We start from the raw sequence: 16,285 nt of genomic DNA on the forward strand, positions 1-16,285 counted from the left end.
GTGCCACACGGGCGCCCGATGGACTGCTCGAAGCCGAGGACGCCGACGTCTAGGACGTCACCAGCTCGCCCGTGTCCACCGGTGCCGTCGCGTCCGCCGCGCGTCCGGCGTCGGCGGCGACCTCGTCCGCCGTCAGGACGTAGCCCGTCTCCGCGTCGGAGGTGGAGCGGGCGAAGACCACGCCGTAGACCTTGCCGTCGGTGGTGAGGAGGGGGCCGCCGGAGTTGCCGGGGCGGACGGTGGAGCGGATCGAGTAGATCTCGCGGGTGACGACCGCGTCGTTGTAGATGTTCTGGCCCCTCGCCTTCACCCGGTTCGCGACGGTGGCCGCCTGCAGGTTCAGGTCGCCGTCCTGCGGATAGCCCGCGACCACCGCCGAGTCGCCGCGCGAGGCGTTGTCGTCGAAACGCAGGACGGGAGCGCTCAGGTCGGGGACGTACAGCACGGCCACGTCCCGGTCCGGATCGAAGAGCACCACCCGGGACTCGTACGACCGCCCGACCCCGCCGATCCGCACGCTCGGGTCGTCGATTCCGGCCACCACATGGGCGTTGGTCATCACGTGCTGCGGCGCGTACACGAAGCCGCTGCCCTCGCGGCCCTGGGTGCCCGAGACGCCTTCGATCTTCACGGTGCTGAGCTTGGCCGCGCTGGTGGCGCTGGTGGTGACGCTGTCGCCGGTGGGCTTGGCGACCTCGGCCGTCGACTCGTTCTCGAACGGGTTGAAGACCTGTGGGAAGCCTGCCTCGGTGAGCGCGGACGTGGCCCGCGAGAACCAGGAGGGGGTCGTGTCCGGCATGGTGTTCTGCACGGCGCCGAGCAGGGCCGAGTCCCGGATCGCGGTCGTGACCAGCGGCGACGAGGACGCGCCGAGGACGCTCGCGGCCACCCAGGCCACGATCAGCACGGCCACCGAGTTGGCCACGGCGCCGCCGACCCCGTCGGCCACCCTGAGCGGCCCCTGGTCCAGCTCCCGGCGCAGCCTGAGCGCGAGCCGCCCCGCCAGCTCGTGCCCGACCACGGCCGGGACGAGCACCGTCAGCACCGCGGTCACCGTCGCCGCGGTCGTGCCCGGCGTCGCCAGATCCATCATCCAGGGCAGCACCCACACGCCGATGGCCGCACCGCCCACGAACCCGGCGAGCGAGACACAGCCGGCGACCAGCCCGCGTCGGTAGCCGGAAGCCGCGTAGGCGAGGATCACCAGCAACAGCAGGATGTCGAGCAGGTCCACTGAGCCGCCTTTCTCCAGGAACCCTTAGTACGCACGGGATGCGCCCAGTGATCAGCCACGCGCGCGTGGCGCCCGGAACCCGCCACGCGTGCGTGCATCTGGAAAAACGTCGCGGACCGGGACGATGGTTCCACCGGGTGGCACAGCACACATCGCGGGCGGACCGGATCGGTCGGACAGTGGAAACCATGCGTGTCCGACGACCGAAGGGCTCCCGGAAGACGCGCGCGGTGCGCATACCGAAGGCCGCGCTCGTGCTGCTCGGCTGTCTTCCCGGCCTGACCGCCGTCGTCGCGCTGATGCTGTGCGCGAGCGGCGTCGAGCGCACGGCCGCCGGCGCAGACCCGGTCGCGGCCCGCCCCGCAGCGGCCCACTCCGCGACCAGACCGCACATCGTGCCGCGGTCGGTCTGGGCGGCGGGCGACAGCGGCCGGACCCGGCCGCCGCCGCGCTACGACGACAAGGTCGTCGCGGTGTTCATCCACCACACCGACTCGCCCAACGCGTACGACTGCGCCGAGGTACCCCGCATCATCCGCTACCTCGCCGCGGGCATGACCGATGCCCGCGACTGGGACGACATCGGCTACAACTTCCTCGTCGACCGCTGCGGCAACATCTACGAAGGCCGCGCGGGCGGCATCGACCGCCCCGTGACCGGCGCCCACACCCAGGGCTTCAACCACCGCACCACCGGTATCGCCGCCCTCGGCACCTTCACCACCGGAGTGCCGGTCCCGAAGGTGATGACCGACGCGATCGCCCACCTCGCCGCCTGGAAGCTGGGCCTCGCCGACATCGACCCCCGGGCGACGGTCCGCCTGGTCTCCAGCAACGGCCACAGCCGCTACGCCGCCGGCACCGCCGCCGCCCTCCCCGCCCTGGCAGGCCACAAGGACGGCTACAGAACGACCTGCCCCGGCGCGGCCCTCAGCGCCCACCTCCCGGAAATCAGGGACCTGGCAGCCCGCCTGCAGGGCAGGACGTAAGGGTGTGCGGCTCACAGGTTTCTCCCAGCCGGCTCACCGATCCCCCCGAGACAGCTGCCATAGCGTCATGCACACGCACTGACCGGAGGTGGGGATCATGAACAGCAGTCACACCGACACCGCGGAGACCACAGGCGGTTGGACCAGGACCGCCCGCGGCCCCTGGGCCGTCGTCTGCGCGGTCGCGGCCGTCATCCTGGGCCCGGCCGCCGTCACCGCGTCCGCCCTCGAACAGGCCAACGCGGCACCGCTGTACCACGCGGTGAAGGCCGACAACACGCAGGCGTACATCCCGACGGACACGACGCGCCGACGTGCCGACGCGTAGGCCTCAGCCCCTGAACCTCTCCCAGAGCTTCGGGTACCGCCCCGCCAGCACCGACTCGTCCTCGAAGTCGACCGGCGTGCCCTCCGGCTCCGAGGGGGCGGGAGCGATGCCCAGGTCGGGGGCGACGGTGCCGGTGAGCTGCTCGTACGCCTCGTCCGCCGCGTAGCCGAGCTCCTCGCCGTCGCCGTCGATCTCCTCGTCGAAGTCGTCCAGGAGGTCGGCGAGCGAGTCGGGGTCGTGTACCCCGCCCTCGTACATCTCGCGGCCCTGGCCGATAAGCCAGCACCGGAAGAAGTCGAAGGCGTCGTCGCTCGCGCCGTCCAGCAGGACCCAGGCGGCGCCCCACAGGTTCCAGGTGTACGCGCGGTTGTAGCGGGCCTCGAAGTGACGGGCGAAGTCGAGGACCATGTCCGGGTCCAGCTGAAGAAGCCGGTCCACCAGCAGGTCAGCCTGCTCCTCGGGGTCGCCCTCGGCGGCCTCGCGAGTGGCGTCCACCAGCTCCCAGAACTCCGTCTCGTCCATCACGGGTCCAGCATCGGCCCTGAAAGGGTGGGGCGCACGTGGAGTGTGGCGGATTGTTATGTCCCGTACAGCGCGGCCAGTCTGGCCGCGTCGCTGATGAAACGCGCCCGCAGACTCTCCGGCGCCAGCACCTCCACCTCCGGCCCGAGCGCCGAGAGCTGCGTGTGCGCGACCTCCTCGGACTCCACCGGGAGCGTCACCGTCACCCGCCCGTCGTCGTCCGGGGCACCCGCCGCTTCCAGCGCCTCCCGGGCCGACACGGGGTCGACGGCGTACGGCAGTCTCCGCACCCCGTCCCCGGACAGCCGCACCACCACCTCGGCCCGCAGCAGCGACCGGGCGAACTGCTCGGCCCGCTCGTCCCAGAAGCCCGGCAGATCGAACTCCTCGTCCCGGACGAACCGCTCCTGGCCAGCCGTCACCTCGGTGAACCGGTCGATCCGGTACACCCGGTAGGCGCCGCTCTGTCCCGCCACCCGCGCGCACAGGTACCAGACGCCCGCCTTGAGCACGAGCCCGTACGGCTCCAGCTCGCGCTCCACCTCGGCTTCCCGCCCGCGATAGCGCGCGGTGATCCGCCGGTCGTCCCACACCGCGTCCGCGACGGCGGGCAGCAGTTCGGGGGTCTTCGGCTCGTTGAACCAGTTCGGCGCGTCCAGATGGAACCGCTGCGCCGCCGTACGGGACGCGTCGCTGAACGACGGCAGCAGGGCCGCCGACACCTTCAGCCGGGCCGCCGAGGCCGCGTCCTCCAGGCCCATCTCCCGCAGCGCCCCCGGCACCCCGGACAGGAACAGCGCCTCGGCCTCGCCGCGGGCCAGCCCGGTCAGCCGCGTGCGGTACCCGCCGATCAGCCGGTAGCCGCCGGCCCGCCCCCGGTCGGCATACACCGGCACCCCCGCCTCCGACAGCGCCTGCGCGTCCCGGGTGACGGTCCGCTCGGACACCTCCAGCTCCCGCGCCAGCTCGGCGGCGGTCATGGACGGCCGGGACTGGAGCAGCAGCACCATTTTGATCAGACGGGCAGCGCGCATACGGCCATGATGCCGGGCCCCACCGACAACGAAGGGGCACGGCGGCCGCCGTACCCCTTCACCGGACCTCAGGTCTTACAGGCCGTACTTCTCCCGGGCTTCCTTCACCGCGGTCGCCTTGACCTCGCCCCGCTTCGCGAGCTGGGCCAGGGCCGCGACGACGATCGACTCGGCGTCGACACCGAAGTGACGGCGGGCCGCCTCACGGGTGTCCGACAGACCGAAGCCGTCGGCGCCCAGCGAGGAGTAGTCCTGCTCGACCCACTGCGCGATCTGGTCGGGGACCTGGCGCATGTAGTCGGAGACCGCGAGCACCGGGCCCTCGGCGCCGTGCAGCGCCTGACGGACGTACGGCAACCGCTCCTCGCCCTGCAGGAGGGCCGCGTCGGCCTCCAGCGCGTCGCGGCGCAGCTCCGTCCAGGAGGTCGCGGACCACACGTCGGCGGCCACGCCCCACTCCTCGGCGAGCAGCTGCTGCGCCTTGATCGCCCAGTGGATGGCCGTGCCGGAGCCGAGCAGCTGGATGCGCGGCGCGTTGGCGGCGGGGGAGAGTCCCGCCGACTCCGCCGTGTTGAACCGGTACAGGCCCTTGACGATGCCCTCGTCGATGCCGGGGCCCGACGGTTTCGCGGGCTGCGGCAGCGGCTCGTTGTAGACGGTGAGGTAGTAGAAGACGTTCGGGTCCTCACCCGGGGCCGCCTCGCCGTACATCCGGCGCAGACCGTCCTTGACGATCGTCGCGACCTCGTACGCGAACGCCGGGTCGTACGTCAGCGCGGCCGGGTTGGTCGCCGCGATCACCGGCGAGTGGCCGTCGGCGTGCTGCAGGCCCTCGCCCGTCAGCGTCGTGCGGCCGGCGGTGGCGCCGACGAGGAAGCCGCGGCCGAGCTGGTCGCCGAGCTGCCACATCTGGTCGGCCGTGCGCTGCCAGCCGAACATCGAGTAGAAGATGTAGAACGGGATCATCGCTTCGCCGTGCGTGGAGTACGCGGTGGAAGCGGCGATGAAGTCGGCCATCGAACCGGCCTCGGTGATCCCCTCGTTGAGGATCTGGCCGTTCTGGGCCTCCTTGTAGTACATCAGCTGGTCGCGGTCGACCGGCTCGTACGTCTGGCCCTTGGGCGAGTAGATGCCCAGGGAGGGGAAGAGGCTCTCCATGCCGAAGGTGCGCGCCTCGTCGGGGACGATCGGCACCCAGCGCTTTCCGGACTCCTTGTCGCGGACCAGGTCCTTGATGAGCCGGACGAAGGCCATGGTGGTGGCCACGTTCTGCGTGCCGGAGCCCTTGTCGAAGGAGGCGAAGGCCTTCTCGGCGGGGGCGGGGAGGGGCGCGAGCGCGTGCGTACGGCGGGCCGGGGCCGGGCCGCCGAGGGCCGCGCGGCGTTCCTGGAGGTAGCGGACCTCGGGGGAGTCGGCGCCCGGGTGGCCGTAAGGCACGACCCCGTCGACGAACCGGCTGTCCGAGATCGGCAGGTCCAGCAGATCGCGCATCGTCTTGAACTCGTCCACCGAGAGCTTCTTCATCTGGTGGTTGGCGTTCTTCGACGCGAAGCCCTCGCCGAGGGTGTGGCCCTTGACCGTCTGGGCCAGGATGACCGTCGGGGCGCCCTTGAACTCGACGGCCGCCTTGTAGGCCGCGTACACCTTGCGCGCCTCGTGGCCACCGCGGGAGAGGTGGAAACACTCGAGGATCTTGTCGTCGCTCAGCAGCTTCGCCATCTCGGCGAGCGCCGGGTCCTTGCCGAAGAAGTCCTCGCGGATGTAGGCGGCGCCGCGGGTCTGGTACGTCTGCACCTGCGCGTCGGGTACCTCGCGCAGGCGGCGTACGAGCGCGCCCGTGGTGTCGAGCCGGAACAGCTCGTCCCAGGCCGAACCCCACAGCGACTTGATGACGTTCCAGCCGGCGCCGCGGAACTGGGCCTCCAGCTCCTGCACGATCTTGAAGTTCGCGCGGACCGGGCCGTCGAGGCGCTGCAGGTTGCAGTTGATGACGAAGGTCAGGTTGTCCAGACCCTCGCGGGAGGCCAGTGCGAGTGCCGCCGTCGACTCGGGCTCGTCCATCTCGCCGTCGCCGAGGAAGGCCCAGACGTGGGACGCGGAGACGTCCTTGATGCCGCGGTTGGTCAGATAGCGGTTGAAGCGCGCCTGGTAGATCGCGGAGAGCGGGCCGAGGCCCATCGACACCGTCGGGAACTCCCACAGCCACGGCAGGCGGCGGGGGTGCGGGTACGACGGGAGGCCGCCCCCGCCCGACTCGCGGCGGAAGTTGTCGAGGTGGTCCTCGTTCAGCCGGCCGTCGAGGAAGGCGCGGGCGTAGATGCCGGGGGAGGCGTGGCCCTGGATGTAGAGCTGGTCGCCGGAGCCGGGCGATTCCTGGGATTCCTTGCCCTTGAAGAAGTGGTTGAAGCCGGTCTCGTAGAGCCAGGCCGCGGAGGCGAAGGTGGCGATGTGGCCGCCGACGCCGTATTTGCTGCCCCGGCTGACCATCGCGGCCGCGTTCCAGCGGTTCCACGCGGTGATCCGGCGCTCCATCTCCTCGTCACCGGGCGCGGACGGCTCGGCGGCGGTCGGGATGGTGTTGACGTAGTCGGTCTCGAGAAGCTTGGGCAGCGCGATGCCGGTGCCCTCGGCCCGCTCCAGCGTGCGACGCATCAGGTACGCCGCGCGGTGCGGCCCGGCCGCCTTGGCGACCGCGTCCAGTGAGGCCTGCCATTCGGCGGTCTCCTCCGGGTCGCGGTCGGGGAGCTGGTCGAGCGCGCTCGGCTGGATGGCGTTGGGGTCGGTCATGTCGCCGCCTTCCTCAGTCGAAGGGGGTTCCCTCATCGGTAAGGGTTCGGGGGTGCCCTTGGTCTTTGGCAGGACAGGGCTGAGGCCTCGGTGGAAGCCCGTCGGCGACTCTAACTCGCTGATCGATGATCGATCAAAGGGTTGAGAGGCAAAACCTCTTGATCACGAGAAAGTAGGCACGGGGTGCCTCGGCCGGAGACACCGGGTGCCGTGCTTTCGGTGGGTTTCCGCAGGTCCGGCCACGTTTGAGCGGGGGTGTGCTCAGGGTTCGCGAGTCCTGCCCTGGGCTCATGCCTGCGGCGCGCAGCCCAGCACGTGCGCCTTCACGATCTCGGCGATCCGGGGATCCTGGCGACGGAACGCGGCCACCAGCTCCTCGTGCTCCTCCGCGTAGGACTGCTGGACCGTCCCCAGCCAGCGGATCGACAGCGCGGTGAAGACCTCGATGCCCAGGCCCTCCCAGGTGTGCAGCAGGACCGAGTTGCCCGCCGCCCGGACCAGCTCGCGGTGGAAGGCCACCGTGTGCCGCACCTGGGCCGTGCCGTCCGAAGCGCGGTCGGCCTCGTAGAGCGCCGCGACATGCGGTTCCAGGGCCGAGCAGTCCTCCGCCAGCCGCCCCGCCGCCAACTCCGCCGCGATCGCCTCCAGACCGGCCCGGACCGGGTAGCTCTCCTCCAGGTCGGCCGCGGTCAGGTTCCGCACCCGCACGCCCTTGTTGGGTGCCGACTCGATCAGCCGCAGCGACTCCAGCTCGCGCAGCGCCTCCCGCACCGGGGTCTGACTGACCTCCAGCTCGGTGGCGATACGGCGCTCCACGATCCGCTCGCCCGGCTTCCAGCGCCCGCTGACGATCCCCTCCACGATGTGCTCGCGGATCTGCTCGCGCAGCGAGTGGACGACGGGCGCGGTCATGAGGGCTCCTTAGGGAGGGGCCGCCCATCGGCCCCGGGGGCGTTTGACGTTTAGACAATAAGGCCGCGGGCCCTTGGAGGAGGGGCGCACGGGGGCGCTTTCGCGCAGGTGAGACAAGGCTTACACGCTCTCGGCTCGGCGTCTTCTGTCAAGACACGGAACCCTGGGGCCTCGATCCGTGTCGCGGTCGGCAGGGGGTCCCGCGCGGGGCGCCCTCGGCACGACGGGGGATGACATGAACATCGGGGGACGGCGGGGACCGCTGTACTGGACGGCCGTGGCGGCCGTGATCGGCGCGCTCGTGGGGGTGACGGGCTGCCGGCAGACGCCCACCCGCGCGCAGGGGGAGCCGGGCGGTACGACCACGGAGGAGCTCAGGGGCATGGCGGGTGCGGCCCGGGGCGGCGGGCCCGGCGCCGCCTGTGTCTTCGTCAAGCCGGACGGGGCGCAGCGGTTCGGGCATGTCGGCTGGGGTTTCCGGATCACCGGGACCGACCGCTGGGTCTACGGCGCCGTCGAGAACCCGAGCGGCGAGCTGTACACCCCGCCGGGCGGCGACATCGGCGCCTGGCACGCGGAGGGGAGGTACGCGCGCATGCTCGGCGAGATGTCCCGGGACGCCCACTACCCGGGCAGGTCCGAGCACCCGTACAGCCGATACCGCTGCACGCCCTCCTCGACGGGCGACGTGCCGGCGGCGCGGGCGATGATCCGTACCGTCGCCGAGCGGGGCTTCCTCGTGGGCGTCGACCCGAGGACCGGGAAGCTCACCTCACGGGACTGCCTGGACGCCACGTCCGACGTGCTCAAGGCGTACGGGACGCGGCGCTTTGTGCCCGCGCCGAAGCTGTCCGTCCCCAATGTGTGGGTGGAGTCGCCGGCGGGGTGGTCGGACAAGCGCCTGACGCCCCGGTGACAGCGCGGTGCCCCGCCCGGAACACTCCGGACGGGGCACCGACATGCACTACTGAGGCTTACAGGCCGAGCTCGACCTCGAACTCGCCCGCCTCCAGGATCGCCTTGACCGCGGTCAGGTAACGGGCCGCGTCGGCGCCGTCCACCAGACGGTGGTCGTAGGACAGGGTCAGGTACGTCATGTCGCGGACGCCGATGACCGTGCCCTCCTCCGTCTCGATGACCGCCGGACGCTTGACCGTGGCACCGATACCGAGGATCGCGACCTGGCCCGGCGGCACGATGATCGTGTCGAAGAGCGCACCGCGCGAACCGGTGTTGGAGATGGTGAAGGTCGCGCCGGACAGCTCGTCCGGAGTGATCTTGTTGGCGCGGACCTTGCCCGCGAGGTCCGCCGTGGCCTTGGCGATACCGGCGATGTTGAGGTCACCGGCGTGCTTGATGACCGGGGTCATCAGGCCCTTCTCGGAGTCCACCGCGATACCGATGTTCTCGGTGTCGAAGTAGGTGATCGTGCCCTCGGCCTCGTTGATCTTGGCGTTGACGGGCGCGTGGGCCTTCAGCGCCTGGGCCGCGGCCTTGACGAAGAACGGCATCGGGGAGAGCTTCACGCCCTCGCGGGCCGCGAACGCGTCCTTGGCCCGGCCGCGCAGCTTCATCAGACGGGTGACGTCGACCTCGACGACCGACGACAGCTGGGCCTGCTCGTGCAGGGCCTTGACCATGTTGTCGCCGATGACCTTGCGGATGCGCGGCATCTTGACGGTCTGGCCACGCAGCGGGGAGGCCTCCAGGACCGGCGCCTTCCTGGCAGCGGCGGCGGCCGGGGCGGCAGCGGCGGGAGCCGGAGCAGCGGCGGCGGCCTTCGCGGCCTCGGCGGCGGCGATGACGTCCTGCTTGCGGACACGGCCGCCGACGCCGGTGCCCTTGACGGTGGCCAGGTCGACGCCGTTCTCGGCGGCGAGCTTGCGCACCAGCGGGGTCACGTAGGCGCCGTCGTCACCGGAGGTGGCGGCGGGAGCCGGGGCGGCGGCCACGGGGGCGACCGGAGCCGGGGCGGCCGGCGCGGGGGCCGGAGCAGCCGGAGCCGGAGCGGGCGCCGGAGCCGCGGGGGCGGGGGCCGGAGCCGGAGCGGGCGCCGGAGCCGCGGGGGCGGCCGGGGCGGGGGCCTCGGCAGCCGGGGCCGGAGCCGGGGCGGCGGGGGCCGGAGCGGCGGCCGGAGCCGCGCCCGGGGCGCCGATGACGGCCAGCTTGGCGCCGACCTCGGCGGTCTCGTCCTCGCCGACCGTGATCTCGAGCAGCACACCGGAGGTGGGCGCCGGGATCTCGGTGTCGACCTTGTCCGTGGAGACCTCGAGCAGCGGCTCGTCGGCCTCGACGGAGTCGCCGACCTCCTTGAGCCACCGGGTGACGGTGCCCTCGGTGACGGACTCGCCGAGCGCGGGCAGGACGACGTCCGTGCCCTCGGCGGAGCCGCCGCCGGAGGCGGCCTCGGCGGTGGGAGCAGGGGCCGGGGCGGCCTGCTCGGTGGACGGAGTGGCCTGCGGGGCCGGCTCGGGCGTCGGCTCTGTGGCCTCAGCCACAGGCGGGGTGGCGTCAGCCGCACCCGTGCCGTCGTCGATGACGGCCAGCTCGGCGCCGACCTCAACGGTCTCGTCCTCGGCGACCTTGATGGACGCCAGGACACCGGCGGCGGGCGAGGGGATCTCGGTGTCGACCTTGTCGGTCGACACCTCGAGCAGCGGCTCGTCAGCCTCGACGCGCTCGCCCTCGGCCTTCAGCCAGCGGGTGACAGTGCCCTCGGTGACGCTCTCACCGAGCGCCGGAAGGGTTACGGAAACCGCCATGGTTTCGGTTGCTCCTTACAAGTGCGGAAGTCTGGGGGTTCGTCGACCGAGGGGTCAGTCGTGCGAGTGGAGGGGCTTGCCGGCCAGGGCCAGGTGGGCCTCGCCGAGCGCTTCGCTCTGCGTCGGGTGGGCGTGGATGAGCTGCGCGACCTCGGCGGGCAGCGCCTCCCAGTTGTAGATCAGCTGGGCTTCGCCGACCTGCTCGCCCATGCGGTCGCCGACCATGTGGACGCCGACCACGGCACCGTCCTTGACCTGGACGAGCTTGATCTCGCCCGCGGTGTTCAGGATCTTGCTCTTGCCGTTGCCCGCGAGGTTGTACTTCAGAGCGACGACCTTGTCCGCACCGTAGATCTCCTTGGCCTTGGCCTCGGTGATGCCCACGGAGGCGACCTCGGGGTGGCAGTACGTCACCCGCGGGACACCGTCGTAGTCGATCGGAACGGTCTTCAGACCGGCCAGACGCTCCGCCACCAGGATGCCCTCGGCGAAGCCGACGTGCGCGAGCTGGAGCGTGGGGACCAGGTCACCGACGGCGGAGATGGTCGGGACGTTGGTGCGCATGTACTCGTCGACCAGGACGTAGCCGCGGTCCATGGCGACGCCCTGCTCCTCGTAGCCGAGACCGGCGGAGACGGGCCCGCGGCCCACCGCGACCAGCAGGAGCTCGGCCTCGAACTCCTTGCCGTCGGCGAGGGTGACCTTGACGCCGTCGGCGGTGTACTCGGCCTTCGAGAAGAAGGTGCCCAGGTTGAACTTGATGCCGCGCTTGCGGAACGCGCGCTCAAGAAGCTTGGAGGAGTTCTCGTCCTCGAGGGGGGCGAGGTGCTTGAGGCCCTCGACGATCGTGATGTCCGACCCGAAGGACTTCCAGGCGGAGGCGAACTCGACGCCGATGACGCCGCCGCCGAGGACGATCGCCGACTTCGGCACCCGGTCCAGGACGAGGGCGTGGTCGGAGGAGATGATGCGGTTGCCGTCGATCTCCAGGCCCGGCAGCGACTTCGGCACGGAGCCGGTCGCGAGGAGCACGTGGCGGCCCTGGACGCGCTGGCCGTTCACGTCGACGGAGGTGGGGGAGGAGAGGCGGCCCTCACCCTCGATGTACGTCACCTTGCGGGAGGCGATGAGTCCCTGCAGGCCCTTGTACAGGCCGGCGATGACGCCGTCCTTGTACTTGTGGACGGCGGGTACGTCGATGCCCTCGAAGGTGGCCTTCACACCGAACTGCTCGCTCTCGCGGGCCTGGTCGGCGATCTCGCCCGCGTGCAGCAGGGCCTTGGTGGGGATGCACCCCCGGTGCAGGCAGGTACCGCCGACCTTGTCCTTCTCGATCAGGGCGACGTCCAGGCCCAGCTGTGCCCCGCGCAGGGCCGCGGCGTAACCACCGCTACCACCGCCGAGGATCACTAGGTCGAAAACGGTGCTGGCGTCGTTCGCCACGTCACGTCCTCCATGCATGTGCGCCACGCCGGTCTGCGGTGACCGGTCGGCGGCTGGTGTCCGGCCGCTCGTTCTTCGGCCCTTCGGTGGGGCCCTGTCCTGCCGAGCCCCATCTTCGCACTTGTCGTGGCAGGACGAGACGCCGGGCCGGTGTGTGAGACGTCGCACTCTTGTGTCTCACCACAAGTCCCACGGCAAGGCGACGGGGCCCCGCCCTACCCGCGCGCGGGGCCCCGTCATCGAGAACGACCTCAGCCGAGGTCCCCCGCGGCGGTCAGCTCCGCCAGCCGCACCAGCGTCCGCACGGCCGTCCCCGTACCGCCCTTCGGCGTGTATCCGAACGGCCCGCCCTCGTTGAAGGCCGGCCCCGCGATGTCCAGATGCGCCCAGGTGATCCCCTCACCCACGAACTCGCGCAGGAACAGACCGGCCACCAGTCCACCGCCCATCCGCTCACCCATGTTGGCGATGTCGGCGGTCGGGGAGTCCATGCCCTTGCGCAGGTGCTCCGGCAGCGGCATCGGCCACGCCGGCTCGCCCACCTCCTCGGCGGCCTCGTGCAGCGCGGAGCGGAACGCGTCGTCGTTCGCCATGATCCCGAACGTCCGGTTGCCCAGCGCCAGCATCATCGCGCCGGTCAGCGTCGCCACGTCCACGATCGCGTCCGGCTTCTCCTCGGAGGCCGCCCACAGCGCGTCGGCGAGGACCAGCCGGCCCTCGGCGTCGGTGTTGAGCACCTCCACGGTCTTGCCGCTGTACATGCGCAGCACGTCACCCGGCCGGGTCGCGGAGCCCGACGGCATGTTCTCGGCCAGCGCCAGCCAGCCGGTGACGTTCACTTCCAGCCCCAGACGGGCGGCGGCGACCACGGCGGCGAAGACCGCCGCCGCCCCGCTCATGTCGCACTTCATCGTCTCGTTGTGGCCGGCCGGCTTGAGCGAGATGCCGCCCGAGTCGTAGGTGATGCCCTTGCCGACGAAGGCCAGGTGCTTCTTCGCCTTCGAGGAGGTGTACGACAGCTTCACCAGCCGCGGAGCCGACGCCGAGCCGGAGCCCACGCCGAGGATGCCGCCGTAGCCGCCCTTGACCAGGGCCTTCTCGTCGAGCACCTGCACCTTGATGCCGTGCTCCTTGGCCGCGGTCTGCGCGACGGCGGCGAACGCCTCGGGGTTGAGGTCGTTCGGCGGCATGTTGATCAGGTCGCGGGCGCGGTTGAGCTCCTCGGCCACGGCGGTGGCCCGCTCGATCGCCGCCTTGTAGGCGCGGTCGCGGGGCTTGCCGCCGAGCAGCGCCGCCTCGGCGAGCGGCCCCTTGGCGTTCTTGGCCTTGGCGTCGCTCTTGCCGTTCTCCTTGTATGTGTCGAAGGAGTACGCCCCGAGCAGCACGCCCTCGGCCACCGCACCGGTGTCCGCGGCGTCCGCGAGCGGCAGCGCGAACGCGGCCTTCCTGGAGCCGGAGAGGGTGCGGGCGGCCACGCCGGCGGCCCTGCGCAGCGCCTCGGCGTCGAAGCCGGAGTCCTTTTCGGGCTCGGCGCCCAGGCCCACCGCCACCACGAGCGGCGCCTTGAAGCCGGCCGGGGCGGGCAGCTTCGTCACCTCGCCCTCGGCGCCGGTGGCACCGAGGGTCTCCAGGACGCCGGCGAGCTTGCCGTCGTACGCCTTGTCCACGGCCTCGGCGCCCGGTGCTACGACCAGGTCCCCGGACCGGGACGCAGTGCCCTTGGCAACACCGATCACGATCGCGTCGGCCCGCAGGCCGGGCGCCGCGGAGGTGCTGAGAGTGAGAGCAGTCACGGTGGTGAAATCTCGCTTCCGTTGAAGTCCGGTGTGGCCGAAGAAGGGTGGGTCGGCCGAGCCCGAAAACCGACCCTAGATCCCTCTTGCGGCCGGGTCTCTACCAGGGCAGGTAAATACCCGCCATGAGCCTACGCTCGGGCTCGCTGCCGATCATTCCCATGGCAATTCACCTTCCGGTGGCGTGATGGCCACTTCTTGATCCCCTGGGCCGGTGAGCTGAGTCACAGTCGCCTGGTTCCGGCGAGCGCACGCCTCGCCGCTTTGCATCATTTCCACAGATCCTCCTCTGATCGACCACACGGGGATCCGGCGGGGGATTCACAGGGGGAGGGGACGACCCATGGCGCATCGCGCTCACGCACACAGGTGGAGAACCACGGCCGCCGTACTGACGGCCGCCGGGCTCATGGCGCTGGGACCGGGCGCACCCGGCGCGTCGGCGGCTCAGGAGCCGCGCATCGATCTCAGGGTGCTGGTCGTGGACAACGGCGACAGCCCGGTCCGTGCCATCACCGCCCAGCTGGAGAGCACCGGCATTCCGTACACCACGGTGAACCTGAACGACGCCGACCGTGCGACCATCACGGACACGTTCCTCAGCGACACGGTGAACGGCACTCCGCGCGCCAGGTATCAGGGCGTCGTGCTGCCCAACGAGGCTCCGTTCGGGACGGGTTCGGCCGAACAGACCGCGCTGGAGACCTACGAGCAGACCTACGGCATCCCGCAGGTCGACGCCTACACCTGGGCGCACCCGGGAGTCGGCCTCGACTACACGAGCCAGGGCGGCTGGGCCGGCACCCTCGACGGACGTGAGGCGGCCGTCACCACGGCCGGCAAGGCGGGGTATTTCGGCTATCTCGACGGCGCCTTCACCTTCGAGGACAACGACTCCTCGGTACAGGAGAGCTACGGCTTCGTCGCCAAACCCCGTGCGGGCTTCACCAGTTACGTGGACATCCCGGTACCCGCCGGGGCGGGCAGCGGCAGCCTGATCGGCGAATTCGCGCACGACGGACGCCGTGAACTCGTCGTCACGTTCGCCTACAACGAGTACCAGGAGCAGTTCCGGGTCCTTGCCCGTGGCATTGTCGAATGGCTGACCGAGGGCGTACACCTCGGGCAGAGCAGGAACTACTTTGCGGTCCATGTCGACGACGTCTTCGCGTCCGACAGCCGCTGGGACACCGAACGCAACTGCACGCCCGGCGACTTCGACTGCGTGGGCGGTGACGGCGAGGGAACCACGCCGATCCGTATGACCGCGGACGACGCGCAGTACGCGGCGCAGTGGCAGCAGGAGCACGGCTTCACGCTCGACATGGTCTACAACGCCGGCTCCGGCGAGGAGTGGAAGAGCGAGAACGGCGGCAGTGACGCGCTCACTGACCAGCTGCTCGCCGACAAGGCCGAGTACCGCTGGATCAACCACACCTACACGCACCAGTACCTGGGCTGTGTCCAGGACACCACGACCGTGCCGTGGAGCTGCGCCCAGAACGCCGACGGCTCGACGCAGTACATGAGCCGCGCCGACATCTCGGCGGAGATCTCGGACAACTACGACTGGGGGCTCGCACACGGCCTCCCGCTCGACCGCTCCGAGCTGGTCACCGGCGAGCACTCGGGCCTGAGGACCCTGCCGCAGCAGCCCGACGACAACCCGAACCTGGCCGGCGCCCTCGCCGACAACGGCATCGGGTGGACCGCCTCGGACAACTCCCGCGAACCCGGGCAGCGTTCGGTCGGCAGCGGCGCGCTGACCGTGCCGCGCTACCCGATGAACGTGTACTACAACGTGGGCACCGACGCGGAGATGGCCGACGAGTACAACTGGATCTACGCCTCGGCGGCCGACGGCGGCAGCGGAGTCTGCGAGAACAACCCCACGTCCACCTGCCTCGACGAGCCGCTGGACACCGCCACCGGCTACGACGAGTACATCGTCCCGCTGGAGGCCCGCACCGCCCTCGGACACGTCGTGAACAACGACCCGCGCCCGCACTACGCCCACCAGTCCAACCTGGCCGAGGACCGGACGCTCTACCCGGTCATGGACAAGGTGCTGGCCGGCTACGCGGCCCTCTTCGCCGACAACACCCCGGTGCAGAACCTTGCGCAGAGCGCCATCGGCACCGAGCTGCAACGCCGCGCCGCCTGGCAGACCGCTGTCGCGGGCGGCCAGGTCACCGCGTACCGCATCGGCGGGAAAGTCACCGTCACCGCACCGTCCGGGACCAGTGTTCCGGTGACCGCACCAGAGGGGACCACCAAGCAACTGCCGCTCGGCACCACGGCGTTCGGGACGCCGTACGCGGGGCAGCGCTCGGCCTGGACCACGCCGGAGCTGCTGCAGACCGCGGTCACGCTGAATCTGCCTCAGACGAGCGCCCCATAGGGGCGCGGGGAACTGCGCGACCAGCCACGACGAGCCCGCAGCCGGGGCCCCGGGCCGCAGTTCCCCGAACGTCATCCGCT

Annotated in this window: 12 protein-coding genes; 4 read left to right on the forward strand and 8 right to left on the reverse strand. The window is 71.0% G+C overall.

Features of this window, described 5'->3' with window-relative positions:
* Positions 1 to 49 precede the first annotated feature (49 nt).
* The gene (locus ADK57_RS31550) at positions 50 to 1,234 is read right to left on the reverse strand and encodes a MarP family serine protease (RefSeq protein WP_053753042.1); all 1,185 of its coding nucleotides are present in this window, start codon (positions 1,232 to 1,234) and stop codon (positions 50 to 52) included.
* Between the two features lie 188 nt (positions 1,235 to 1,422).
* On the opposite strand from ADK57_RS31550, the gene ADK57_RS31555 reads away from it, so the two are divergent.
* Positions 1,423 to 2,223 (forward strand): peptidoglycan recognition protein, encoded by an 801-nt coding sequence (locus tag ADK57_RS31555; RefSeq protein ID WP_078973444.1) that lies wholly within the window; start codon positions 1,423 to 1,425, stop codon positions 2,221 to 2,223.
* A 97-nt stretch (positions 2,224 to 2,320) separates the two neighbouring features.
* Positions 2,321 to 2,551, forward strand: a complete 231-nt coding sequence (locus tag ADK57_RS31560) for a hypothetical protein (protein WP_053753043.1) — start codon at positions 2,321 to 2,323, stop codon at positions 2,549 to 2,551.
* 3 nt (positions 2,552 to 2,554) lie between these two features.
* On the opposite strand, the gene ADK57_RS31565 is transcribed toward ADK57_RS31560, so the two are convergent.
* From ADK57_RS31565 to ADK57_RS31580, 4 genes are all read right to left on the reverse strand, one after another.
* On the reverse strand, positions 2,555 to 3,073 hold the full coding sequence (locus ADK57_RS31565; protein ID WP_053753044.1) for a DUF4240 domain-containing protein: 519 nt from the start codon (positions 3,071 to 3,073) through the stop codon (positions 2,555 to 2,557).
* Between the two features lie 56 nt (positions 3,074 to 3,129).
* Positions 3,130 to 4,107, reverse strand: a complete 978-nt coding sequence (locus tag ADK57_RS31570; RefSeq protein ID WP_053753045.1) for a helix-turn-helix transcriptional regulator — start codon at positions 4,105 to 4,107, stop codon at positions 3,130 to 3,132.
* 75 nt (positions 4,108 to 4,182) lie between these two features.
* Positions 4,183 to 6,894 (reverse strand): pyruvate dehydrogenase (acetyl-transferring), homodimeric type, encoded by a 2,712-nt coding sequence (gene aceE / locus ADK57_RS31575; RefSeq protein WP_053753046.1) that lies wholly within the window; start codon positions 6,892 to 6,894, stop codon positions 4,183 to 4,185.
* A gap of 288 nt (positions 6,895 to 7,182) precedes the next feature.
* Positions 7,183 to 7,806 (reverse strand): GntR family transcriptional regulator, encoded by a 624-nt coding sequence (locus ADK57_RS31580; protein WP_053753047.1) that lies wholly within the window; start codon positions 7,804 to 7,806, stop codon positions 7,183 to 7,185.
* Positions 7,807 to 8,041: 235 nt separating this feature from the next.
* On the opposite strand from ADK57_RS31580, the gene ADK57_RS31585 reads away from it, so the two are divergent.
* On the forward strand, positions 8,042 to 8,722 hold the full coding sequence (locus tag ADK57_RS31585) for a hypothetical protein (protein WP_053753048.1): 681 nt from the start codon (positions 8,042 to 8,044) through the stop codon (positions 8,720 to 8,722).
* Positions 8,723 to 8,780: 58 nt separating this feature from the next.
* Here the strand turns inward: ADK57_RS31585 and sucB are convergent, their stop codons facing one another.
* The 3 genes from sucB to ADK57_RS31600 form a co-directional block, all read right to left on the reverse strand.
* Positions 8,781 to 10,568 (reverse strand): 2-oxoglutarate dehydrogenase, E2 component, dihydrolipoamide succinyltransferase, encoded by a 1,788-nt coding sequence (gene sucB / locus ADK57_RS31590; RefSeq protein ID WP_053753049.1) that lies wholly within the window; start codon positions 10,566 to 10,568, stop codon positions 8,781 to 8,783.
* Positions 10,569 to 10,622: 54 nt separating this feature from the next.
* Positions 10,623 to 12,011, reverse strand: coding sequence for a dihydrolipoyl dehydrogenase (gene lpdA / locus ADK57_RS31595; protein WP_053753050.1), 1,389 nt, complete (start codon positions 12,009 to 12,011; stop codon positions 10,623 to 10,625).
* A gap of 251 nt (positions 12,012 to 12,262) precedes the next feature.
* Positions 12,263 to 13,804: a leucyl aminopeptidase gene (locus ADK57_RS31600; RefSeq protein ID WP_053753051.1), complete on the reverse strand. Its 1,542-nt coding sequence runs from the start codon at positions 13,802 to 13,804 to the stop codon at positions 12,263 to 12,265.
* A 343-nt stretch (positions 13,805 to 14,147) separates the two neighbouring features.
* On the opposite strand from ADK57_RS31600, the gene ADK57_RS31605 reads away from it, so the two are divergent.
* Positions 14,148 to 16,205 (forward strand): hypothetical protein, encoded by a 2,058-nt coding sequence (locus ADK57_RS31605; protein WP_053753052.1) that lies wholly within the window; start codon positions 14,148 to 14,150, stop codon positions 16,203 to 16,205.
* Positions 16,206 to 16,285 lie beyond the last annotated feature (80 nt).

This window comes from Streptomyces sp. MMG1533, assembly GCF_001279775.1.
Lineage (GTDB): Bacteria > Actinomycetota > Actinomycetes > Streptomycetales > Streptomycetaceae > Streptomyces.